The organism is Kitasatospora sp. NPDC094028, assembly GCF_049543595.1.
In the GTDB taxonomy this organism is placed as follows: Bacteria; Actinomycetota; Actinomycetes; order Streptomycetales; family Streptomycetaceae; genus Kitasatospora.
The window spans coordinates 1-20,857 of the sequence record NZ_JBMVFA010000015.1; the positions used below are offsets into that span (position 1 = coordinate 1).

The 20,857-nt window shown below is 74.0% G+C and carries 17 protein-coding genes; 7 read left to right on the forward strand and 10 right to left on the reverse strand.

Features of this window, described 5'->3' with window-relative positions; genetic code table 11:
- Nucleotides 1-100: 100 nt before the first annotated feature.
- The 6 genes from ACPC54_RS22210 to ACPC54_RS22235 all read right to left on the reverse strand — a co-directional run bounded on the left by ACPC54_RS22210 (nt 101) and on the right by ACPC54_RS22235 (nt 6,528).
- Nucleotides 101-1,033 carry an aminoglycoside phosphotransferase family protein gene (locus tag ACPC54_RS22210; protein ID WP_498967028.1) on the reverse strand — a complete coding sequence of 311 codons (933 nt, stop codon included), beginning with the start codon at nt 1,031-1,033 and terminating at the stop codon, nt 101-103.
- A gap of 40 nt (nt 1,034-1,073) precedes the next feature.
- Nucleotides 1,074-2,384 carry a DUF58 domain-containing protein gene (locus tag ACPC54_RS22215; RefSeq protein WP_498967030.1) on the reverse strand — a complete coding sequence of 437 codons (1,311 nt, stop codon included), beginning with the start codon at nt 2,382-2,384 and terminating at the stop codon, nt 1,074-1,076.
- A gap of 61 nt (nt 2,385-2,445) precedes the next feature.
- Nucleotides 2,446-3,366, reverse strand: a complete 921-nt coding sequence (locus tag ACPC54_RS22220; RefSeq protein ID WP_498967233.1) for an AAA family ATPase — start codon at nt 3,364-3,366, stop codon at nt 2,446-2,448.
- Nucleotides 3,367-3,485: 119 nt separating this feature from the next.
- Complete coding sequence (locus tag ACPC54_RS22225) at nt 3,486-4,715, reverse strand: DUF4350 domain-containing protein (protein ID WP_498967031.1); 1,230 nt, start codon at nt 4,713-4,715, stop codon at nt 3,486-3,488.
- Nucleotides 4,712-5,395, reverse strand: a complete 684-nt coding sequence (locus tag ACPC54_RS22230) for a DUF4129 domain-containing protein (RefSeq protein ID WP_498967033.1) — start codon at nt 5,393-5,395, stop codon at nt 4,712-4,714. The genes ACPC54_RS22225 and ACPC54_RS22230 overlap by 4 nt, the downstream gene beginning before the upstream one ends.
- A 5-nt stretch (nt 5,396-5,400) precedes the next feature.
- Nucleotides 5,401-6,528, reverse strand: a complete 1,128-nt coding sequence (locus ACPC54_RS22235) for a DUF7847 domain-containing protein (protein WP_498967035.1) — start codon at nt 6,526-6,528, stop codon at nt 5,401-5,403.
- Between the two features lie 286 nt (nt 6,529-6,814).
- On the opposite strand from ACPC54_RS22235, the gene mtrA reads away from it, so the two are divergent.
- The 3 genes from mtrA (at nt 6,815) to ACPC54_RS22250 (ending at nt 11,430) form a co-directional block, all read left to right on the forward strand.
- Complete coding sequence (gene mtrA / locus ACPC54_RS22240; protein ID WP_030247322.1) at nt 6,815-7,492, forward strand: MtrAB system response regulator MtrA; 678 nt, start codon at nt 6,815-6,817, stop codon at nt 7,490-7,492.
- Nucleotides 7,493-7,562: 70 nt separating this feature from the next.
- Nucleotides 7,563-9,584 (forward strand): MtrAB system histidine kinase MtrB, encoded by a 2,022-nt coding sequence (mtrB, locus tag ACPC54_RS22245; RefSeq protein WP_498967038.1) that lies wholly within the window; start codon nt 7,563-7,565, stop codon nt 9,582-9,584.
- Entirely contained in the window at nt 9,562-11,430 is a 1,869-nt protein-coding gene (locus ACPC54_RS22250; RefSeq protein WP_498967039.1) for an LpqB family beta-propeller domain-containing protein, read from the forward strand. Before mtrB ends, ACPC54_RS22250 begins: the two co-directional genes overlap by 23 nt.
- Here the strand turns inward: ACPC54_RS22250 and ACPC54_RS22255 are convergent.
- The gene (locus ACPC54_RS22255; protein ID WP_498967235.1) at nt 11,418-12,104 is read right to left on the reverse strand and encodes a ComF family protein; all 687 of its coding nucleotides are present in this window, start codon (nt 12,102-12,104) and stop codon (nt 11,418-11,420) included. The two genes, ACPC54_RS22250 and ACPC54_RS22255, sit on opposite strands and share 13 nt — an antisense overlap.
- A gap of 452 nt (nt 12,105-12,556) precedes the next feature.
- Between ACPC54_RS22255 and hpf the strand changes: the two genes are divergently transcribed.
- Nucleotides 12,557-13,249, forward strand: coding sequence for a ribosome hibernation-promoting factor, HPF/YfiA family (gene hpf, locus ACPC54_RS22260; RefSeq protein WP_498967040.1), 693 nt, complete (start codon nt 12,557-12,559; stop codon nt 13,247-13,249).
- A gap of 274 nt (nt 13,250-13,523) precedes the next feature.
- Nucleotides 13,524-14,282: a response regulator gene (locus tag ACPC54_RS22265; RefSeq protein WP_244178747.1), complete on the forward strand. Its 759-nt coding sequence runs from the start codon at nt 13,524-13,526 to the stop codon at nt 14,280-14,282.
- 50 nt (nt 14,283-14,332) lie between these two features.
- Here the strand turns inward: ACPC54_RS22265 and ACPC54_RS22270 are convergent, their stop codons facing one another.
- A complete protein-coding gene (locus ACPC54_RS22270; protein ID WP_498967041.1) occupies nt 14,333-15,565 on the reverse strand; it encodes a winged helix-turn-helix domain-containing protein in 1,233 nt (410 codons plus the stop codon).
- 73 nt (nt 15,566-15,638) lie between these two features.
- The gene (locus tag ACPC54_RS22275; RefSeq protein ID WP_498967043.1) at nt 15,639-16,196 is read right to left on the reverse strand and encodes a GNAT family N-acetyltransferase; all 558 of its coding nucleotides are present in this window, start codon (nt 16,194-16,196) and stop codon (nt 15,639-15,641) included.
- A gap of 242 nt (nt 16,197-16,438) precedes the next feature.
- Here ACPC54_RS22275 and secA point away from each other — a divergent pair, with 242 nt between their 5' ends.
- Entirely contained in the window at nt 16,439-19,207 is a 2,769-nt protein-coding gene (gene secA / locus ACPC54_RS22280; protein WP_498967045.1) for a preprotein translocase subunit SecA, read from the forward strand.
- A gap of 122 nt (nt 19,208-19,329) precedes the next feature.
- Here secA and ACPC54_RS22285 read toward each other — a convergent pair whose 3' ends face one another.
- Nucleotides 19,330-19,983, reverse strand: coding sequence for an Rv3235 family protein (locus tag ACPC54_RS22285; protein ID WP_498967046.1), 654 nt, complete (start codon nt 19,981-19,983; stop codon nt 19,330-19,332).
- 354 nt (nt 19,984-20,337) lie between these two features.
- Between ACPC54_RS22285 and ACPC54_RS22290 the strand changes: the two genes are divergently transcribed.
- Nucleotides 20,338-20,847, forward strand: coding sequence for a DUF6912 family protein (locus ACPC54_RS22290; protein ID WP_498967048.1), 510 nt, complete (start codon nt 20,338-20,340; stop codon nt 20,845-20,847).
- The last annotated feature ends 10 nt before the right edge of the window (nt 20,848-20,857 follow it).

Genomic DNA, 20,857 nt, shown 5'->3' on the forward strand with positions numbered 1-20,857 from the left:
TGCAGGGGGGACCCTGTGGGAGAGTAGGACGCCGCCGAACAATTCTTCAGAGAAACCCCCATCCGGATTCCGGATGGGGGTTTTTCGCGTTTCCGGCCGGTCAGGGCTGTTCCGTGAGGGATTCCGCCAGGCGGTCGGCGAAGACCGTCAGCAGGTCCAGCTGTGGCCCGTCCCGGGCGACCCGGAAGCCGTGGCGGCGGCCCCAGAAGGCGGCCTGCACCGCGTGGAGCTGGGCCCAGCGGCGGACGCGTTCGCGGTCGAGTTCGGCGGCCTCGGCGAAGACGTCGAGGATTCGTCGGACGGCCCGGCGTGGATCGTTCGCTCCGATGAGCGTCAGCGCACGGGACTTGAGCAGGGTGCCGGCGTCGTAGGCGGGGTCGCCGACGTGGCCCTTCGGGTCGACGGCGAGCCAGGGCTCGCGGTCGGCGCGCAGGATGTTGCGGGCGTGCAGGTCCCCGTGGACGAGGGTGTCCGGCTGGTTCGGGCCGAGCTCGCGGACGGTGGCGAGGGCGGCCGCCACCGCGGTGGCGGGCATGGTGTGCGACAGCTCGGCGGCGTCCCGGCGCAGGTCCTGTTCCCAGGTGCCGGTCTGTTCGCTCAGCCGGGGCAGGTCGGGTGGTGCGGGGACGGCGAGGCGGCGGTTGAGTCGGCCGGCGACCGTCACGAGCCGGTCGGCGTCGGGCAGTTCGGCCAGCGTCGTGCCGTGGGCCCGTTCCAGCAGCATCGCGAAGCGGGGGTCGTCGCGCTCGTGCAGGCGGACGGCGCCGCGGCCGCGCCAGGTCGCGAACGCGTCCGGCTCGTGGACGTTGCCGGGGTGCGGGAACGACACCTTGAGGACGGCGGGGCCGGCCGTGGGCTGCCGGACCGGGACGACGATGCCGACGCCCCCGTGGGTCACCTCGCCGTCCGGTGAGCAGTCCCAGCGCTCCAGCAACTCATCGATGATCCGGGGCAGTTCGGCAAGCCATGCCGCCCCCGGTTCTCCCTCGCGCGCGACCGTGGTCCGCGCGAACGCCTCCGGAATCCCGATCATCCGGGCACCCTACAGCGGGGTCGGCGCCGTTGTAGGGGGATCAGAGGCGGCCGGCGGCCTTGAGCGCGAGGTAGGTGTCGGCGAGGGCCGGGGCGATCTGCGCGGGCGGGGCGTCGAGGACGGTGACGTTGTTCCGGGTGAGCCGGTCGGCGGTGGCGCGGCGGTCGGCGCGGGTCTGTTCGGCGGCGGCGGCGCCGTAGACGGCCTCCAGGGTGCCGCGTCCGGCGGCCAGGTCGTCCAGCCGGGGGTCGGCGACGGACGCCAGCACGACCTCGTGGCGCTTGGTGAGCAGGGGCAGCAGCGGCCGCAGGCCGTCCTCGACGGGCGCCGCGTCGAGACCGGTGAGCAGGACGATCAGCGAACGGTGCGGGGCCATCTTGAGCGCGGTGGAGACCAGCGAGCGCATGTCGGTCTCGTTGAGGGCGGGGTCGAGCCCGGCCATGGCGTCGGTGAAGGCGGGCAGGATCTCGCGGGGCGAACTGCCGACGACGGCGGCGCGCTTGCGGATGTCGTGGGCGAGCAGGTCGACGCGGTCGCCGGCCCGGGTGGCGAGGGCGGTGAGCAGCAGGGCGGCGTCGAGCGCGGCGTCCAGGCGGGGTGCGTCGCCGACCCGGCCGGCGGAGGTGCGGCCGGTGTCGAGGACGATCAGGATGTGCCGGTCGCGCTCGGGGCGCCAGGTGCGGACGGCGACGGTGTGCCGGCGGGCGCTGGCGCGCCAGTCGATGGAGCGGACGTCGTCGCCGGGCAGGTACTCGCGCAGGGAGTCGAACTCGGTGCCCTGGCCGCGGGTCAACAGCGAGGTGCGGCCGTCGAGTTCGCGCAGCCGGGCGAGTCGGGAGGGCAGGTGCTTGCGGCTGGTGAACGGGGGCAGCGCGCGCACGGTCCAGGGCAGCAGGTGGGAGCCCTGGCGGGCGGCCATGCCGAGTGGGCCGAGCGAGCGGATCGTCACCTTGTGGGCGTGGTGGTCGCCGCGGCGGGTCGGGGTGAGCACGGTGATCGCGCGGCGCCGTTCGCCGCCGGGGACGGTGAGGGTGTGCCGGGAGGCGGCGTGGGCGGTGCCGGGCCGCCAGGCGGAGGGGGCCCAGGCGTCGCGGATCAGCGCCCGCAGGGGCCGCCCGGAGGGGTTGGTGACGGCCAGTTCCACGGAGGCGGGCTCGCCGAGCCGGACGCGGGTGTCGCCGCCCCGCCCGAGCCGCAGGCTGCGGACGGGTGCGGCGAGCACGAGGTCGACCACGACGGCGATCAGCACCGTGCCGCTGACGAGGGCGATCCCGGTCCAGGACGGCAGCAGCAGGCCCACGACGAGCGCGCCGAGCGCGGCGAGCAGGGCGGTTCGCCCGGTGAGGGCCATGCGGTGGCACTCCTTCGATGGGTCGTCAGCCGGTGGGGCCGGGATGGGGTCGGACGGCTGGTCAGCGGGGCGCGGGCGTCTGGGCGAGCACGGCCTGGATGACGGAGTCGGCGGTGACGCCCTCCATCTCGGCCTCGGCGCGCAGCGCGACCCGGTGCCGCAGGGTGGGCAGGGCGAGCGCCTTGACGTCGTCCGGGGTGACGTAGTCGCGCCCGGCGAGCCAGGCCCAGGCGCGCGCGGCGGCGAGCAGGGCGGTGGCACCGCGCGGGGAGACGCCGATGGACAGCGACGAGGACTGCCGGGTGGCCCGGCAGAGGTCGACGATGTAGGCGAGGACCTCGGGGGAGACGGTCAGCTTGGCGACCTGCGCGCGGGCCGCGGCGAGGTGCTCGGGCCCGGCGACCGGGCGCACGCCGGCGGCGGCGAGGTCGCGCGGGTCGAACCCGGACGCGTGCCGGGCGAGGACCTGGAACTCCTGGTCGCGGTCGGGCAGCGGCAGGATCAGCTTGAGCAGGAAGCGGTCCAGCTGGGCCTCGGGCAGCGGGTAGGTGCCCTCGTACTCGACTGGGTTCTGGGTCGCGGCGACCATGAACGGGACGGGCAGCGGGCGCGGTTCGCCGTCGACGGTGACCTGCCGCTCCTCCATGGCCTCCAGCAGGGCGGCCTGGGTCTTCGGCGGGGTGCGGTTGATCTCGTCGGCGAGCAGCAGGTTGGTGAAGACCGGGCCGGGCTGGAAGGAGAACTCGGCGGTGCGGGCGTCGTAGACGAGCGAGCCGGTGACGTCGCCGGGCATCAGGTCGGGGGTGAACTGGATGCGCTTGGTCTCCAGGCTGAGCGCGGTGGACAGGGTGCGGATCAGCAGGGTCTTGGCGACGCCGGGGACGCCTTCGAGCAGCACGTGGCCGCCGCAGAGGAGGGCCACGACGAGGCCGGTGACGGCGGCGTCCTGGCCGACCACGGCCTTGCCGATCTCGGCGCGCAGCGCGGTGAGCGCGGCGCGCGGGTCGGTGGTGGCGGCGGGGGCCGCGGCGGCGGCGTTGGTGCCGGGGGTGTCGGAGTCCGTGCCGGGGACGGAGCGGAGCTGGGCGGTTGCCTGGTCGGTCACGGGTTCCGAACCTGCCTTTCGAGGGCGTCGAGGTCGTCGGCGAGCCGGAGCAGTGCGGCGTCGTCGGTCGGGGGCGGGCCGTACAGCAGGGCCCGGACGTCCGCGGCGGACTGCTCGGGGCGGCGGTCGGCCAGGGCCGCGCAGAGTGCGTCGGGGTCGGGTGCGCCGGCCCGGAGCGGGACGCCCAGGGCGGGGGCGAGGCGGTGGGCGGCGGCGCGGCGCAGGGCCTGGGCGGCGCGGCCGTGGGCCTTGGCCCGCCGGTAGAGCCGGGCGCGGCCTTCGGTGGTCTCGCTGGCGCGGACCACGACGGGCAGGTTCTCGCTGACCACCGGGCCGAGCCGGCGGCCGCGCCAGAGGGCGGCCAGTACGGCGGCGACGGCGAGTTGGAGGCCGGCCCAGTACCAGCCGTCCGGGACGTAGTCGCCGAAGGTCTTGGTGTGGACGCCCTTGGGCAGCGGGACGCTGTAGTCGGGCAGGTGCCAGGTGAGGGTGGGCTGCGAGCCGAGCAGGCCGAGGGCGAGCGAGGCGTTGCCGGCGACGGTGAGTTCGCCGTTCTGCAGGAGGACGCCGCTGCCGAGCACGACGACGTCGCGGGTGCCGTCGTCGAGCGGGGTGCGGACCAGCGCGTAGCCGTGGCCGCGCGGGTAGCAGCCCTCGCCGCGGCTGCCGCTGGTGTAGAGCATGCCGCCGGTCTCTGCGTCGCCGGCCCGGACGGCCTCGGGCAGGGAGCAGCGGGCGTTGGCGGGGCGGACGGGGGCGTAGGGGACGCCGCCGTCCTCCTCGGAGCTGCGGATGCCGGGGGCGAGCGCGCTGAGGGCGGCCGGCCCGGGGGCGATGAGCACCAGCCGGGTGTGCCGGGCGGCGGCGATCGCGCGCAGCTGGTCGGGGGTGAGCAGGTCCGGCTCGGGCAGCACCAGGGTGTCGGGGCCGGTGGGGAGGACGGTGGGGTCGGTGCTGAGCCGGGTGGTCAGGCCCTGGTGTTCGAGCAGAGCGTAGGCGGCGTGGGCGCCGTCGCGGTCGTACGAGCGCGGGTCGATCGTCGGGTACTGGCGGTCGCGGCCGAGGGCGACGACGGTGACGGCGCCGATCAGCAGGACGGCGAGGAACGCCAGGTACCAGCGGGCCCGGCGGAGCAGTCCGCGCCCGGTCGGGGCGAGGCTGGTCGGGGCGGTGCGGGTCGGCTGCTCGGCCGCGGGCGGGGCGGGGGCGGGGACGATGTCGGTCATGCCGCTCCTCCCGGGGCTGCGGCCGCGGTCGCGGCGTGGACCGGGCGGGTGCGTTCCAGCGTCCGGTCGAGGTCGTGCAGCAGCTGGTAGGCGGCCTGGTCGGCGGTGCGCTCGCCGAAGGCGATGTCGTCGAAGGTGCGGGCGGCGGCGGTCAGCGCGGCTGCGTGCTCGGGCAGGGCGCGGCCGGCTTCGGCGGCGGCCTCGTCGGCGGTGCGGCCGGGGCGGGTGTCGAGCAGGGTGCGCTCCTCCAGGGCCCGGACCAGGGCGCGCATCTGCTCGCGGACGGCCTCCTCCCAGCGCCCGGCGGCGGCGTGGGCGGCGGCGTCGGCCCGGTGCCGGTCGGCGCTGCGCGGGCCTTCGACGCCGTACACGCCGAGGACGGTGCGGGCGGCGCGCTTGGGTGCGCCGAGGCGCCACCAGAGCGCCGCGGCGATCAGCAGGGCGACGATGATGAAGAACAGCAGGCCGGTGGTGCCGCTGGTGCCGTCGCCGGAGATGCCGTCGAGCGAGCTGGTGATGTGGTCGTTGATCCAGTCCATGACCCGTTCCAGGACGGACGGGTCGTGCTTGTGGTACTCGGCGTTGAGCAGTTCGTCGCGGGCGGCCTCGCGCGCCGGGTCCCGCGGAACGGTGACCGGTGCGCCGCCGGCCAGCAGCGGCATGTCCCCCCAGTTCGGCATCCGGCTCAGCGCCTCGCGGGGGCGGGGTCGGCCTGGGCGGCGTCCTGCTCGGGCAGGGCGGCGGCGCGGGCGAGCTCGATGTCGAGGGCCTCGCGGCGGATGCGCTGGTCGATGTAGACGAGGACGCCGACGACGGCCAGGAACGGGATGGTGAGGGTGGAGGCGAGCAGCCCGGCGACCGCGTCGGTGATCAGCATCGCGGTGGACTCGTTGAGGGTGCCGTCGAACGAGGACTGGCGGTGCAGGTCGGCGAAGCCGAGGATGACGCCGAGGATGCGGAACGGCATGGCGATGACCATGGTGGCGACCAGCGCGAACACCCGGGCGACCAGCGAGATGCCGAGGACGCGCCACCAGGCGCCGCGCACCAGGCGCCGGGAGCGGGAGAGCGCGGTCAGCACGCCCTGCTTCTCCAGCATCAGGGCGGGGGCGGCCAGGCTGAACCGGATCCACAGCCAGAAGCCGACCGGGAGGGCCATCAGGCCGACCAGGAAGAGCAGGGCGGCGGTGCCGAACGAGGCGCTGCCGCTGCGGTCGTAGAGGTACCAGGGGGTGAACCCGAGCAGCATCACCCCGGCGGACAGCAGGGCGGTGAGCGTGGTCAGCCCGAGCAGCTGCAGCAGCCGGGGGCGGGTCTCGCGCCAGGCCTCGCCGGCGGTCACCGGGCGGCCGAGGACGGCGCGGCTGACGACGACGGTGAGGAGCGCCGCGGCGAGCGCGCCGAGCAGCATGGTCAGCGGCAGGGTGAGGAAGGTGGTCGTGAACTGGGTGTTGTTGCCGGTCTTGCCCTTGGCCATGGACAGTTCGACGGCGACCATGCCGGCCTGCTGGAGCACCGCGAAGCCGAGCGAGAGGGTCAGGACCGTCCGCCAGTAGCGGCGGACGGTGGTGACGGCGCCGTCGAGCATTTCGCCGAAGCCGAGCGGGCGCAGCGGGATGACGCCGGGCCGGGGGCTGCGCGGGGCGCGCCAGCCGGGCCGGCCGTACTGGCCGGTCCCGGCGGGTGCCTGCGGGGTGGTCTGCGGTGGTGCCGACTGGCCGGGCACGGCGGCGGGCGCGTCGGCCGGGGGCCGGGCGCCGTCGCGGGGCGGCTCGGGCGAGCCGGGCGAGGCCCAGCCCGGGGTGTCGGTCATCACTGCTCCTCGGAGGGGCGTCACGGGCGCGGCTCCGGGCGATCTTTCGCCCGCGCGCAGCGCCCATCGTGCCATGGGGCCCGGACCGGCCCCAGGGGGATCCGGCTGAGGATCGGAAACCGGGGGCCGCGGGGCCCCGGGGGCGGGGCCGGGGACCGCCCGCAGGTGCTCCGACCAGGCCTGTTCGCCCGTTTTGGCCGGAATTCGGCGGCGGTGGAGTTGGCCGTTGTGGAGCATTGGCACTGCTGTGCGGCAGGTCACAATCCGGTAATGAGAAGATGGACCCATGAAGGGACGCGTCCTCGTCGTTGATGACGACTCCGCACTGGCCGAGATGCTCGGCATTGTGCTGCGTGGTGAGGGTTTCGAGCCGTTTTTCGTCGCGGATGGGGACAGGGCGCTAGCAGCGTTCCGGGAGACCAAGCCCGACCTGGTCCTGCTCGACCTGATGCTGCCCGGCCGGGACGGCATCGACGTCTGCCGGCAGATCAGGGCGGAGTCGGGGATCCCGATCGTCATGCTGACCGCGAAGACCGACACGGTCGACGTCGTGGTGGGCCTGGAGTCGGGAGCCGACGACTACGTCACCAAGCCGTTCAAGCCCAAGGAGCTGGTGGCCCGGGTGCGCGCGCGGCTGCGCCGTGCCGAGGAGCCGACGCCCGAGCAGCTGACCATCGGCGACCTGGTGATCGACGTGGCCGGCCACTCGGTGAAGCGGGACGGCCGGGGCATCCCGCTGACCCCGCTGGAGTTCGACCTGCTGGTCGCGCTGGCCCGCAAGCCCTGGCAGGTGTTCACCCGCGAGGTGCTGCTGGAGCAGGTCTGGGGCTACCGGCACGCGGCGGACACCCGGCTGGTCAACGTCCACGTCCAGCGCCTGCGTTCGAAGATCGAGAAGGACCCGGAGCGTCCGGAGATCGTGGTGACGGTGCGCGGCGTGGGTTACAAGGCCGGGCCCAGCTGACGTGACGGACCAGGCTGGCGACACCCCGTCGGGTTCCGCGACCGACGGGGCCGGTTCCGTGCGCGGGGACGTGCTCAGTTCGACCACCCGCCGCCGGCGCGGCCCCGGTGGGCTGTTCGGGCTGTTCACCCGTCAGCTGCGCCGCCCGGTGGCCCGGGCGGCGGTGCTGTACCGCCGGTCGATCCAGGTGCGCGTGGTCGCGGTGTCCCTGCTGCTGTCGATCGCGGTCGTCCTGGTGCTGGGCGTGGTCGTGGTGGCGCAGGTGCGCACCGGTCTGCTCGACACCAAGATGGGCGCCGCCCGCGAGCAGGCCCGGATCGGGTTCCAGGCCGAGCTGAAGAAGATCGACGAGGCCAAGGACCAGCGGCTGCGGGGCACCGCCGACCCGACCAGCGAGGACACCGGCACCTGGCTGCTGCGCCGGGTCAACGACCTGGCGGCGAGCGGGCAGACGGTGTACTCGGTGATCGCGATGGCGCCGGGCACCGGGGCCGTCGTCCCGGACACCGGCTTCGCGCCGCGCTACACCGGCGACATCCTGCCGACCAGCGTCCCGGACAGCCTGCGCGACAAGGTGCACGTCGAGCCCGGCCAGATGTTCGACCAGCCGACCCGGATCCACCGGGCGGACGGCCGCTCCGAGCCCGGGCTGGCCCTGGGCATGCAGTTCGTCGGCCCGTCCGGCACCAGCTACCAGCTGTTCTACGTGTTCTCCTTCGGCCAGGAGACCGACACCCTCAACCTGATCACCGGCACCCTGGCGACCGCCGGCGTGTTCGTGGTGATCCTCATGGGCGCCATCGCCTGGGTCGTGGTGCGCCAGGTGGTCACCCCGGTCCGGATGGCCGCCGGCATCTCCGAGCGCCTCGCGGACGGGCACCTGGAGGAGCGGATGAAGGTGACCGGGACGGACGACATCGCCCGCCTCGGCGAGTCCTTCAACCGGATGGCCAACGCCCTGCAGGCGCAGATCCGCCAGCTGGAGGAGCTGTCCCGGGTGCAGCGGCGGTTCGTCTCGGACGTGTCGCACGAGCTGCGCACCCCGCTCACCACCGTCCGGATGGCCGCCGACCTGATCTACGACAGCCGCGAGGACCTGGACCCGATGGCGGCCCGCTCGGCGGAGCTGCTGCAGGGCCAGCTGGACCGCTTCGAGTCGCTGCTCGCCGACCTGCTGGAGATCAGCCGCTTCGACGCCGGCGCCGCGATCCTGGACGCCGAGCCCGTCGACCTGCGCGAGATCGTCGCCCGGGTCGTCGAGGCGGCCGAACCGCTCGCCGAGGCCAAGGGCAGCGCCGTGGTGATCCGCGGCGACGGCGAGCCGGTGCTGGCCGAGGTGGACTCCCGCCGGATCGAGCGCATCCTGCGCAACCTGGTGGTCAACGCGCTGGAGCACGGCGAGGGCCGCGACGTGGTGGTCCGGCTCGGCTCGGCGGACGGCGCCGTCGCGGTCGGCGTGCGCGACTACGGCATCGGCCTCAAGCCGGGCGAGGCCTCCCGGGTCTTCCACCGCTTCTGGCGGGCCGACCCGTCCCGGGTGCGGACCACCGGCGGCACCGGCCTCGGCCTGTCCATCGCGGTCGAGGACGCCCACCTGCACGGCGGCTGGCTGCAGGCCTGGGGCGAGCCCGGGGGCGGCTCGCACTTCCGGCTCACCCTGCCGCGCACCCGCGGCGGGGAGATCAGCCGGGCGCCGTTCCGGCTGGAGCCGGAGGACTCCCGCAACAACCGCGGCCTCGGCACGTACGGGATGCCGTACCGGCGGGCGATCGCCCCGGCGGGCGCGACGGCGCTGAGCGCCGTCGAGGAGCCGGCCGAGACGCCGGAGGGCGGCGGCAACGGGCTCGGGACCGGGCTGGGCGGGGTGCTGAACATCGGCCCCGGTCTGGGCCGGCAGCGACTGCCCGAGGGCCCGCGCTCGGACCCCTCGGACGTGCGGACGGCGGGGGCCGGGTACGGTGCGACCGGCGCCCAGGTCATGGTGGACCCGACGCCCGGGCGGCCGTCGGTGGCAGCGCGGACGGCGGAGCCGGGCGTGACGGGCGGGACGGACCTGGAGGGGTCGCAGCGTGCGAAGGACGAGCAGGACTGAGTCGCGGTTCGCGGCGGTGGTCGGCGCGGTGCTGCTCGCCCTGGTGGCGAGCGGCTGCGCGGCCATGCCGGACTCCGGGGGCATCTCCAGGGTGGAGCTGTCCCAGGGTGCGGCCGACAAGAACCTGCAGGCCCGGGTGTACCCGCTCGGCCCCGCCAAGGGTGCCGGGCCGCGCGAGCTGCTGACCGGCTTCCTCGACGCCGTCACCGCCGACGAGGGCTTCGACGTCGCCCGGCAGTACCTCACCGAGAACGCCGCCGCGCACTGGAACCCGGACGCCGGGATCCAGGTGCTCTCCGACAACATGATCAAGCGGACCGTCCAGGCCGCCACCACCGAGTCGGACACCACGGCGCAGTTCACCGTGAGCGGGACGCTGATCGCCTCCATCGACACCAAGCACTCGTACCTGCTCGCGAACACCCAGCCGCCCGTCGCCTCCGACTTCACGTTCGTCCGGGAGAAGGGCAACGAGTGGCGGATCGACAAGCTGCCGGCCGGCGTGATCATGAACGAGACGAACTTCCGCAACACCTACCGCCAGGTCGACCGGTACTTCTACACCACCCCGGACCCGTCCTCGTTCATCGCGGGCAGCTCCCCCCAGGAGGTGCTGATCGCCGACCCGATCTACCTGCGGCGCCGGATGGACCCGCTGATGGCGGCCGCCAAGGCCGTGGTCACCGGGCCCTCGGACTGGCTGGCGCCGGTCGCCCGGACGGCGTTCCCGAACGGGGCCGGCGTCGACCGGGTGACGGTGGACGACAGCCGCGCCGCCCACGTGCAGCTCCTCGGCGTGGACGTCAGTGATCCGGCGAACTGCCGGCGGATGGCGAACCAGCTCTTCTACACCCTCGCCGACCAGGTCAAGGGCCAGGTCGAGCGGCTCGAACTCAAGGGCCAGCGCGGCACCTGCACGGCCAGCCGCACCGACGCGCCGAACACCGGCCCCGGCGCCCTGGCCGGCCCGCCGCCCGCGATCCAGTACTACCAGCGCGCCGACAACGGCGTGCTGATGACCGCCGACGAGCAGCACGGCGGCCAGGCCGTGAACGGCGCCCTCGGCAAGCCGCAGCCGAACGGCACCGCGCCGCTCGGCACCATCGCCGTCGCCCGGGACGGCTCCCGCGCCGCCGCGATCAGCGGCGACGGCCACCAGCTGTTCTCGGTGCCGTTCTCCGCCAGCTCCGTGTCGATGCCCGAACCGGTGCTCACCTCGCCGGTCAAGGCCGCCGACAAGAGCGACGGACTGGCCTCGCCCAGCTGGGACGGCCGCGGCGACCTCTGGGTGGCGGACCGCAACCCGCAGGCCCCCCGGGTGGTGATGGTCCGCGGCAACAAGACCTTCCCGGTGTCGGTCGAGGGGCTGGACGGGCAGACCGTGCAGGCGCTCAAGATCTCCTCGGACGGCGCGCGGATCGCCCTGGTGGTCAAGAACCAGGGCTCGGCCACCCGTTCGCTGCTGTTCGGCCTGGTGGTGCACGGCGGCACGCCGCAGGAGCCGACCGCGAAGATCGTCGGACTGCGCCGGGTGGCCCCGCTGCTCACCGACGTCGCCTCGGTCGCCTGGGCGGAGGCCGACCAGCTGCTGGTGCTCGGCAAGGAGGGCGACCGGATCCAGCAGCTGTACTACATCAGCACGGACGGCTCGCAGAGCAGCGACAGCCCGCTGCAGAGCGGCCCCGGCTGGCTGACCATCTCGGCCTCCGAGTCCCGCAGCAACGTGCTGGCCGCGGCGCCGCCGGTGCTCGCGGTGGCCGAGGGCAAGGTGTACCGGCTGATCAACGCCCAGTGGCGCGAGCTGCAGATGCAGGACAAGGCCGGCGCCTACTTCTACGCCGGCTGACCCCCGGTCCGGCCCGCCGGGTCGGCGTCGTCGGCCCGGCCCGTCCGGTGGTCGGTGGCCGCGACGGTGGCGGCGGCCCGGGCCGGCAGGCCGGCGGCGGCCAGCGCCCGGGCGGCCTCGGCGAGGCTGGCACCGGTGGTCACCAGGTCGTCCACCAGTACCGGCTGACGCCCCGCCAGTCCGCGGTTCGCGCGCGGCAGCACGGTGAGCGCGCCGTGCAGGTTGCGCCGCCGCTCGGCCGCGCCCAGCCCCGCCTGGTCGGCGACCGGGCGGGTGTGCCGCAGCAGCGGAGCCGTCCGGGCGTCCAGGCCGGCCCGGCGCAGCGAACGGGCGGCGGCGCCGGCCAGCCGCAGCGTCGGGTCGTGCCCCCGGGCGCGGACGGCCGCCCGGGCCGAGGGCATCGGCACCAGCAGCAGCGGAGCCCGTTCGGCGCGCGGGCCCAGCGCCGAGCGCACCGCCCGGCCGAGCGCCTCGCCGAGCGGGCCGGCCAGCCGCAGCGCGCCCCGTTCCTTGTGCGCCAGCAGCAGCTGCCGGACCGGGTCGGTGTAGGGCGCGGCGGCGTGCGCCCAGGGCAGCAGGGTGGGGCCGGGGCGGGCGGCGGCCAGCGCGTGCCGGCAGACCGGGCAGAGCGGGGTGCGTTCGGCGCCGCAGCCCGCGCAGTCGGCGGGGAGCAGGACGTCCAGCAGTCCGGCCAGGGCGTGGCCGAACGGTCCCCGGTCGGACGGGGGACGGGCGGGGGTGGCGGGCACGGCTGCTCCTGGCGGCGGCACGGAGAGTGAGCAAAGGATGCGCCGTACGGGGGGTGTTGTCCAGGTATTCACCCATGCTTCACTCGCAAGAGGGTAGACAGGGTGCGACAGCTTGACCGGCCGTCCGCGGTGTCGGGTCGTGCCCGCATCACCCGTCGGGTGCCCCGGCTGGGGAGGCGAAAACCCCGTGTGAGGTGTTCGATAAGGCTCCAGGGGGTTTCAACCGTCCCTGGTGGGGAGGAAGTGAGGTGAGGGCCAGTCGTTTCCACCGCTCGCGGTGGAACGGGGGGCCGGCAGTGGATGGGCTGGTCCAGCTGGGTCTCAGCCCGATCCGGTAGCACCCGGATCGGCGTCAGCACGAGGGATCGGAGTTCTGCGTGGACATCGTCGTCAAGGGCCGCAAGACCGAGGTGCCCAAGAGGTTCCGCGAGCACGTGGCCGAGAAGCTGGAGAAGGTCCAGAAGTTCGACGGCAAGGTGATCAGCCTCGACGTCGAGGTGTCCAAGGAGCACAACCCGCGGCAGGCCGACCGGTCCGACCGGGTGGAGATCACTCTCCGTACCCGTGGCCCGGTGATCCGGGCCGAAGCCGCCGCCGCCGACCCGTACGCGGCGCTCGACCTGGCCTCCGCGAAGCTCGACGCGCAGCTGCGCAAGTCCGCCGACCGGCGCCGGGTCCACAAGGGCGGCGGGAACGGCCGCACCCCCATCAGCGTCGCCGAGGCGACCGCGGCCCTGGCCGCGCTGCCGGAGACGACGACGGAGAGCGCGACCAACGGGGCCGTCCGCAAGACCATGATGGGATCGCTGGAAGTGGAGGGCGAGGGCCCGCTGGTGGTCCGCGAGAAGACCCACTCGGCCGCCCCGATGGCGCTCGACCAGGCGCTGTACGAGATGGAGCTGGTCGGCCACGACTTCTACCTGTTCGTGGAGAAGGACAGCGGCCTGCCGAGCGTCGTCTACCGCCGGCGCGGTTACGACTACGGCGTCATCCACGTCCAGCCCGACATGGCGGCCGGTGTGGCCAGCGGCGCGGGTGGTGCGATCGGTCGGGCCGACTTCGAGGACTGACCGTCCGAGCAGTGTCGATGAAGGGGTGACCCCGGTGGCCGCGGCCGCCGGGGTCACCGGCGTTCCGGGCCGGGACGCCCGCCGGCCGGGGCGCGCCCGCCCCTGGTCGGGGCCGGTTCGCGCGGGGGGCGGACCGGGCGGGTTCGAACGGTTCCGGGCCGCCCCCCGGCCGAGGGGTCACCCGATGCGGGGGAATCGGCGCCGGAGGGTGACCGTGGCCGCGGCGGGGCGTGGAATGATTGGCGCACGACGACCCGCGAAGGGGGAGGAGCGGATGGGGGATCACTTCGGGCTGGGGCCCGCTGGGGGGCCGGTCGCCGGGCTGCCGCCGAGGCCGGAGGAGGAGCCCGCGTACGCGCCGCACCGGGGTGAGCCGATCCGCGTGCTGGTCGTGGACGACCACGCGCTGTTCCGCCGGGGGCTGGAGATCGTCCTCGCGGAGGAGCCGGACATCAAGGTCGTCGGCGAGGCGGGGGACGGTGCCGAGGCCGTGCTGAAGGCCGCCGACCTGCTGCCCGACATCATCCTGATGGACGTCCGGATGCCGCGCCGCAGCGGGATCGAGGCCTGCACGGCGATCAAGGACGTGGCGCCCAGCACCAAGATCATCATGCTGACGATAAGCGACGAGGAGGCCGACCTCTACGAGGCGATCAAGGCGGGGGCCACCGGCTACCTGCTCAAGGAGATCTCCACCGACGAGGTCGCCACCGCGATCCGCGCGGTCGCCGACGGGCAGTCGCAGATCAGCCCTTCGATGGCGTCCAAGCTGCTCACCGAGTTCAAGTCGATGATCCAGCGCCGCTCCGACGACCGGGACCTGGTGCCCGCGCCCCGGCTCACCGACCGGGAGCTGGAGGTGCTGAAGCTGGTGGCGACCGGGATGAACAACCGGGAGATCGCCAAGGAGCTGTTCATCAGCGAGAACACCGTGAAGAACCACGTGCGCAACATCCTGGAGAAGCTCCAGCTGCACTCCCGGATGGAGGCCGTGGTGTACGCGATGCGGGAGAAGATCCTCGAAATAGGGTGAGCCGGGCCGGCCGCGGGGCAGCCCTGGGGGGCGGCCGCCGCGCGGCCCGGTCAGTCGGCGAGCAGCTTCTCCAGGGGCGGGCGCAGCCGTTCGTCGTGCAGCGCCTCCACCCGCACCGCGTCGCAGCCGACCCAGGCGGCCGCCTCCCGCAGAGCCGTGGCCAGCGCCTGGACGTGCCGGGCGCCGGCCCCCGCGCCGGTGCCCGGGGCGCCGGTCAGCGAGACCTGACGGGCGACCAGGGTGCGCCCCTCCCGGGCCGGGTCGACCCGGCCGACCAGTCGGCCGCCGGCCAGCAGCGGCATCGCGAAGTAGCCGTGCACCCGCTTGTGCTTGGGCGTGTAGGCCTCCAGCCGGTGCGTCATGCCGAAGATCCGCTCCGTCCGGGCGCGGTCCCAGACCAGCGAGTCGAACGGCGAGAGCAGCGTGGTGCGGTGGCGCCCGCGCGGGGCCGGGGCCAGCGCCGCCGGGTCCGCCCAGGCGGGTGCCGGGGTGCCGTCCGGGCCCCAGCCGGCCACCTCGACCGGGACGAGCCCGCAGTCGGCCAGGACCGGGTCCAACTCCTCGGCGCGCAGCCGGTGGTAGTCCAGCAGGTCGGCCCGGGTGGCGACGCCGAGCGCGGCGCCGGCCTGCGCGACCAGGGTGCGCACGCACGCCGCGTCGTCGGGCTCCTGCCCGAACAGGGCGGCCGGGACGGCCTGTTCGGCCAGCGCGTAGACGCGCTTCCAGCCGCGGCGCTCGGTGCACACCACGTCGCCGAAGGCCAGCGCCCGTTCGACCGCGATCTTGGTGTCGGACCAGTCCCACCACTCGGCGGTCTTCTTGGCGCCGCCCAACTCGGTCGAGGTGAGCGGCCCTTCGGCGCGCAGCTTGTCGAGCACGTGCCGGTACGTCTCGGGCGTGACCTGGTGGCCCCAGAGGTGGCCGCGGTCGCGGTAGCGGCGGCGCCGGAAGGCGAACAGCGGCCACTCCTCGATCGGCAGGACGCAGGCCGCGTGCGACCAGTACTCGAAGCTCGTGCCCCCGCCCCAGTACGCCGCCTCGACGGCCGGGCGGCCGACCGCGCCGAGGCGGGCGTACGGGACGAGTTCGTGCGAGCGGGCCAGGACCGAGATGGTGTCCAGCTGTACGGCGCCCAGGTGCCGCAGCACCCCGCGCACCCCGGCCCGGCGGTCGGGCGCGCCGAGCAGGCCCTGGGCGCGCAGGGCGATCCGGCGGGCCTCGTCGGCGGACAGGACGGCGGCGGCGCGGTGGGCGGGGGCGCGATCGGCAGCGGCGGCGGTCATGCCGGCGAGCGTAGCCGGGGGTACCGACACCCGGGCCGGGCCGATGCCCGGGCCCGAGCGGCCGCGGCCGAGGTCAGTCCAGGTCGGAGGCGAGCAGCGAGGCGAGCCAGGCGTCGTGGAAGACGCCGCGCTGCTCGGCGAAGGCGCGCAGCGTGCCCTCGATGCGGTAGCCGGCCTTCTCCGCGACCGCGCGCGAGCCCCCGTTGCCGACGTAGGCCACCCACTCCAGCCGGCGCAGACCGAGTTCGCGCAGGCCGTAGTGGGAGACGGCGCGGGCGGCCTCGGTGGTGTAGCCGCGGCCGCGGAACTCCTTCACGGCCCACCAGCCGATCTCGGCGCAGCCCGGGTCGTTGTCGCGCAGGACGAGCCCCTGGCTGCCGACCAGGGCGCCGGACTCGCGCTCGAACACGCACCAGATCCGGTTCGCGCCGGTGCGCCAGCCGTTGGCGGAGAGGTCGCGCACGAAGAACTCCGCGTCCTCGCGCCGGTAGGGGGAGGGGACGACCGTCCAGCGCTGGATCTCCGGGTCCTGGCAGGCGGCGAAGACGGCGTCGATGTCGGATTCCCGCGGGGCGCGCAGGACGAGGCGGCCGGTGGTGAGGGTGACGGGTTCGCTGCGCTCTTCTTCCATGACGGGATTATTCCGTGGGAGGGCGAACGCGGGCATCCGGATATACGGCCAACTCCCCGACCCGCTGACCGGTTTGTCACGTTCGACGGCGCTATCGATCCATGTGCTCGCGCGGGTGACACGGGAATACCGTGCTGACGCACCTCCCGGGGCATTGGACTCCTCGCATACGATGGCCCGTGCGGTGGGGTGGACCCGCCGTGCAGTCGTCCAGTGCCAATACAGGCAAGGAGCCCGCCCAAGTGTCCGTCTTCGACAAGATCCTGCGCGCCGGCGAAGGCAAGATCCTTCGCAAGCTGCAGCGGATTGCTGCCCAGGTCAACTCCATCGAAGAGGACTTCGTCAACCTCACCGACGCCGAGCTGCGCGCGCTGACCGACGAATACAAGCAGCGGCTCGCGGACGGCGAGACGCTGGACGACATCCTCCCCGAGGCATTCGCCACCGTCCGCGAGGCCGCCAAGCGCGTGCTCGGCCAGCGCCACTACGACGTCCAGCTCATGGGCGGCGCGGCGCTGCACTACGGCTACGTCGCCGAGATGCGCACCGGTGAGGGCAAGACCCTGGTCGGCACCCTGCCCGCGTACCTGAACGCGCTCACCGGCAAGGGCGTCCACCTGATCACGGTCAACGACTACCTCGCCGAGCGCGACTCGGAGTGGATGGGCCGGGTGCACCGCTTCCTCGGCCTCGAAGTCGGCGTGATCCTCGCCAACATGACCCCCGCCGAGCGCAAGCGCCAGTACGCGATGGACATCACGTACGGCACCAACAACGAGTTCGGTTTCGACTATCTGCGCGACAACATGGCCTGGTCGAAGGACGAACTCGTCCAGCGCGGCCACAACTTCGCGGTCGTCGACGAGGTCGACTCGATCCTCATCGACGAGGCCCGTACCCCGCTGATCATCTCCGGCCCGGCCGACCAGGCGACCAAGTGGTACGCCGACTTCGCCAAGCTGGTGCTGCGCCTGAAGATCGACCGCGACTACGAGGTCGACGAGAAGAAGCGCACCGTCGGCGTCCTGGAGGAGGGTGTCACCCGGGTCGAGGACTACCTCGGCATCGACAACCTCTACGAGTCGGTGAACACCCCGCTGGTCGGCTTCCTGAACAACGCCATCAAGGCGAAGGAGCTGTACAAGCGGGACAAGGACTACGTCGTGATGAACGGCGAGGTCATGATCGTCGACGAGCACACCGGCCGCATCCTGGCCGGCCGTCGCTACAACGAGGGCATGCACCAGGCGATCGAGGCGAAGGAGGGGGTGGAGGTCCAGAACGAGAACCAGACGCTGGCCACCATCACCCTGCAGAACTTCTTCCGCCTGTACGACAAGCTCTCCGGCATGACCGGTACCGGCACCACCGAGGCCGCCGAGTTCCACCAGATCTACAAGCTCGGCGTGGTCCCGATCCCGACCAACAAGACGCCGCTGCGCATCGACCAGCCCGACCTGATCTACAAGTCGGAGCCGGCCAAGTTCGCCGCCGTGGTCGAGGACATCGCGGACAAGCACGAGAAGGGCCAGCCGGTGCTGGTCGGCACCGTGTCGGTCGAGAAGTCCGAGTACCTGTCGCAGGAGCTGCGCAAGCGCGGCATCCCGCACGAGGTGCTGAACGCCAAGCACCACGAGCGCGAGGCGCAGATCGTCGCGCAGGCCGGCCGCAAGGGCGCCGTCACCGTCGCCACCAACATGGCCGGCCGTGGCACCGACATCATGCTCGGCGGCAACCCGGACCACCTGGCCACCGCCGAGCTGGCGCAGCGCGGGCTGACCCAGACGGAGAACCCGGAGGAGTTCGAGGAGGCCTTCCCGGAGGCGCTGGAGAAGGCCAAGGCCGCGGTCAAGGCCGAGCAGGAGGAGGTCCGCGAGGCCGGTGGCCTCTACGTCCTCGGCACCGAGCGGCACGAGTCCCGCCGGATCGACAACCAGCTGCGCGGCCGCTCCGGCCGTCAGGGCGACCCGGGCGAGTCCCGCTTCTACCTGTCGCTCGGCGACGACCTGATGCGCCTGTTCAAGGCCGGCATGGTCGAGCGCGTGCTCTCGATGGCGAACGTGCCCGAGGACGTGCCGATCGAGTCCAAGATGGTCACCCGCGCGATCGCCTCCGCGCAGACCCAGGTCGAGCAGCAGAACTTCGAGATCCGCAAGAACGTCCTGAAGTACGACGAGGTGCTGAACCGCCAGCGCGAGGTCATCTACGGCGAGCGCCGCCGCGTGCTGGAGGGCGAGGACCTGCAGGAGCAGGTCGGCCACTTCATGGACGACACCGTCGAGGCCTACGTCAAGGTCGCCACCGGCGAGGGCTTCGAGGACGACTGGGACCTCGACAAGCTCTGGACCGCGCTCAAGCTGCTCTACCCGATCACCCTGGACCTGGCGGAGCTGGAGGAGGAGGTCGGCGGCCCGTCCGGCCTGACCCCCGAGTTCCTGATCAAGGTCATCCAGGAGGACATCCAGGCGCAGTACGGTGCCCGCGAGGACCAGCTCGGCGAGGAGGTCATGCGCGAGGTCGAGCGCCGGGTCGTCCTGACCGTGCTGGACCGCCGCTGGCGCGAGCACCTGTACGAGATGGACTACCTCCAGGAGGGCATCGGTCTGCGGGCCATGGCGCAGCGCGACCCGCTGGTCGAGTACCAGCGCGAGGGCTTCGACATGTTCACCGCGATGATGGAGGGCATCAAGGAGGAGTCCGTCGCGTACCTGTTCAACCTGGAGTTCCAGGTCGAGCAGCAGACGGAGGAGGTCCCGGTCGAGGACGCCCAGGTGGTCCTCGACAAGCTGGAGAAGGACGCGGCCGCCGCCCGCCCGGAGATCAAGGCCAAGGGCCTGGAGGCCCCGAAGCCGCAGCGGCTGCACTACACGGCCCCCTCGGAGGAGGTCGGCGGCGGTGTCATCGAGGGCGACTTCGACGACTTGGCGCCGGAGGACGAGGGCGACGGGCTGACCCGCGCCGAGCGCCGCAAGGCCGCCAAGTCGGCCAAGGGCCGCCGCCGCAAGGCCTGACCCGGTCCGGGCGGCCGGGGCCGGCCGCCCACCAGGACGCCACGCAGGGCGCCGTTCCCGCAGGGGAGCGGCGCCCTGCGCCGTCCCGGGCCGGTCGTGCCGGGAGTGCTGCCGCAGGACGTTCATCGGGCCTCCACGGCGGTGCACTGCCACTGCCCGGCCGGGCCGCGCTGCTCCAGCCGGAAGGCCACCATGTGGTGCCGCCGGCCGAGGTCGACCCGCACGCAGGCCTCGACCGCGTCGGCCGAGGGCGAGCGGTCGTGCACCGGGCCGAGCCGGGGCCGGACGGCGGGGCCGCCGCGGCGCAGCGCCCCGATCCGGACGAGCGAGGCGAGCTGCCCGTAGCCGTGCAGGCTGGTGTGCCGCATCAGCTGGCCGGACGGGCGGGCGCCGGTGAGTACCTCGACCAGCTGGTGGGCGAAGCGGGCGGCCAGCGCCCGCGGGTCGTGCCCGCCGTCCCGGCCCGGGGCGGCGGCGCCGGTACCCGCGCCGGTGGCCGTGGCCGTGGCCGTGCCGCAGGCGGCGCGGGGGTGGCGGGGCCGGCGGGCGGTGGCTCGCCCGCTCGCCTCCGGGCGCCCCTGGCCCGGCGCCGACGGTCGGCGCTCGCTCGCTCCTTCGTCGCTCCCGCGCTTCTCCCCTCCGGCGTCGGCGTGCCCTTCGGCCCGGCGGGCCGGGTCGCAGACGGCGGCGCGCGGGCGGCGGTGCGGTGCGGCGTCCAGGCGGTCGAGACGGTCGAGACGGTCGAGGTGGCTGAGGCGGTTGAGGCGGACGGTCACGGCGGCTCCCGGGCTCGGTGGTGCGGGTGCGGACGGCATCAGGCTGGCGGGCCCGCAGGCGGGGCGGCAATGCCTTTTCGAGTCGCGGGGAACCCGGATCCGTTTCACCTATCCGGGCGAATTGACACCTGCGGCGCCTGGCCCGCGGCCCGGCCCGGAGGCGCCCGGTTGACGCGCTCGGACGGGCCGTCCGACCCGGAAAGGGGACGCCCGGGCGGCCCGGACGGGTGCCCCGCTCACCGGTCGGCCCCCGCTGTGCGGGCACTCGCCCGACAGGTGATCACGGGCGGCCCGGCGGAGCTTATTCTTGGGCCCTGTAGCTGTGCCGCTGGACGAAACCGGAGAGTGCCACCGATGCGCGTGTACGTGCCCACCACCCTGACCGGCCTGGCGGCGGCGCACGAGGGCGGCGCCCTGGAGCAGTCCGCGGCCTACGCCGTGACCCCCGCGCTGCGCGAGTGGTACGTCAGCGACGACCTGGAGGAGCTGGAGTACGCGGCGCTGAACCGGGCCGCGCAGTCCTCGCTGCGCCTGCTGGCCGCCGACCCGCTGGCCCCGCGCCGCCGGGTCGTGGTGGCGCTGGACGTGGCCGACTCGGCGGTGCGGCCCTTCCCCGGCGACGAGTACCAGGACCAGGCCTCGCTCGGCCGGGTGGTGCTGGCCGGCCCGGTGAAGCTGGCGAAGGCGGCCTCGGTGCACGCGGACGTCGCCGACGCCGAGGTGGTCGAGGACGTCGCCGCGGCGGTCGCGGCGGTCGAGGCGGCGGACGGCGGCGACCAGGACGCCCAGTTCGCCGTGGACGGCGCCGAGGACCACGACCTGCTCTGGTTCGCGACCCAGGAGATCCCCGCGCTGCTGGCGTGACTCCCGTCCT

What these genes read in the sequence shown, in the direction of transcription:
- ACPC54_RS22270 (WP_498967041.1), bottom strand. Translation starts at nt 15,565, where the DNA reads ATGACCGCCGCCGCTGCCGATCGCGCCCCCGCCCACCGCGCCGCCGCC.
- ACPC54_RS22265 (WP_244178747.1), top strand. Translation starts at nt 13,524, where the DNA reads ATGGGGGATCACTTCGGGCTGGGGCCCGCTGGGGGGCCGGTCGCCGGG.
- mtrA (WP_030247322.1), top strand. Translation starts at nt 6,815, where the DNA reads ATGAAGGGACGCGTCCTCGTCGTTGATGACGACTCCGCACTGGCCGAG.
- ACPC54_RS22230 (WP_498967033.1), bottom strand. Translation starts at nt 5,395, where the DNA reads ATGCCGAACTGGGGGGACATGCCGCTGCTGGCCGGCGGCGCACCGGTC.
- ACPC54_RS22290 (WP_498967048.1), top strand. Translation starts at nt 20,338, where the DNA reads ATGCGCGTGTACGTGCCCACCACCCTGACCGGCCTGGCGGCGGCGCAC.
- ACPC54_RS22275 (WP_498967043.1), bottom strand. Translation starts at nt 16,196, where the DNA reads ATGGAAGAAGAGCGCAGCGAACCCGTCACCCTCACCACCGGCCGCCTC.
- ACPC54_RS22235 (WP_498967035.1), bottom strand. Translation starts at nt 6,528, where the DNA reads ATGACCGACACCCCGGGCTGGGCCTCGCCCGGCTCGCCCGAGCCGCCC.
- ACPC54_RS22215 (WP_498967030.1), bottom strand. Translation starts at nt 2,384, where the DNA reads ATGGCCCTCACCGGGCGAACCGCCCTGCTCGCCGCGCTCGGCGCGCTC.
- ACPC54_RS22225 (WP_498967031.1), bottom strand. Translation starts at nt 4,715, where the DNA reads ATGACCGACATCGTCCCCGCCCCCGCCCCGCCCGCGGCCGAGCAGCCG.
- ACPC54_RS22210 (WP_498967028.1), bottom strand. Translation starts at nt 1,033, where the DNA reads ATGATCGGGATTCCGGAGGCGTTCGCGCGGACCACGGTCGCGCGCGAG.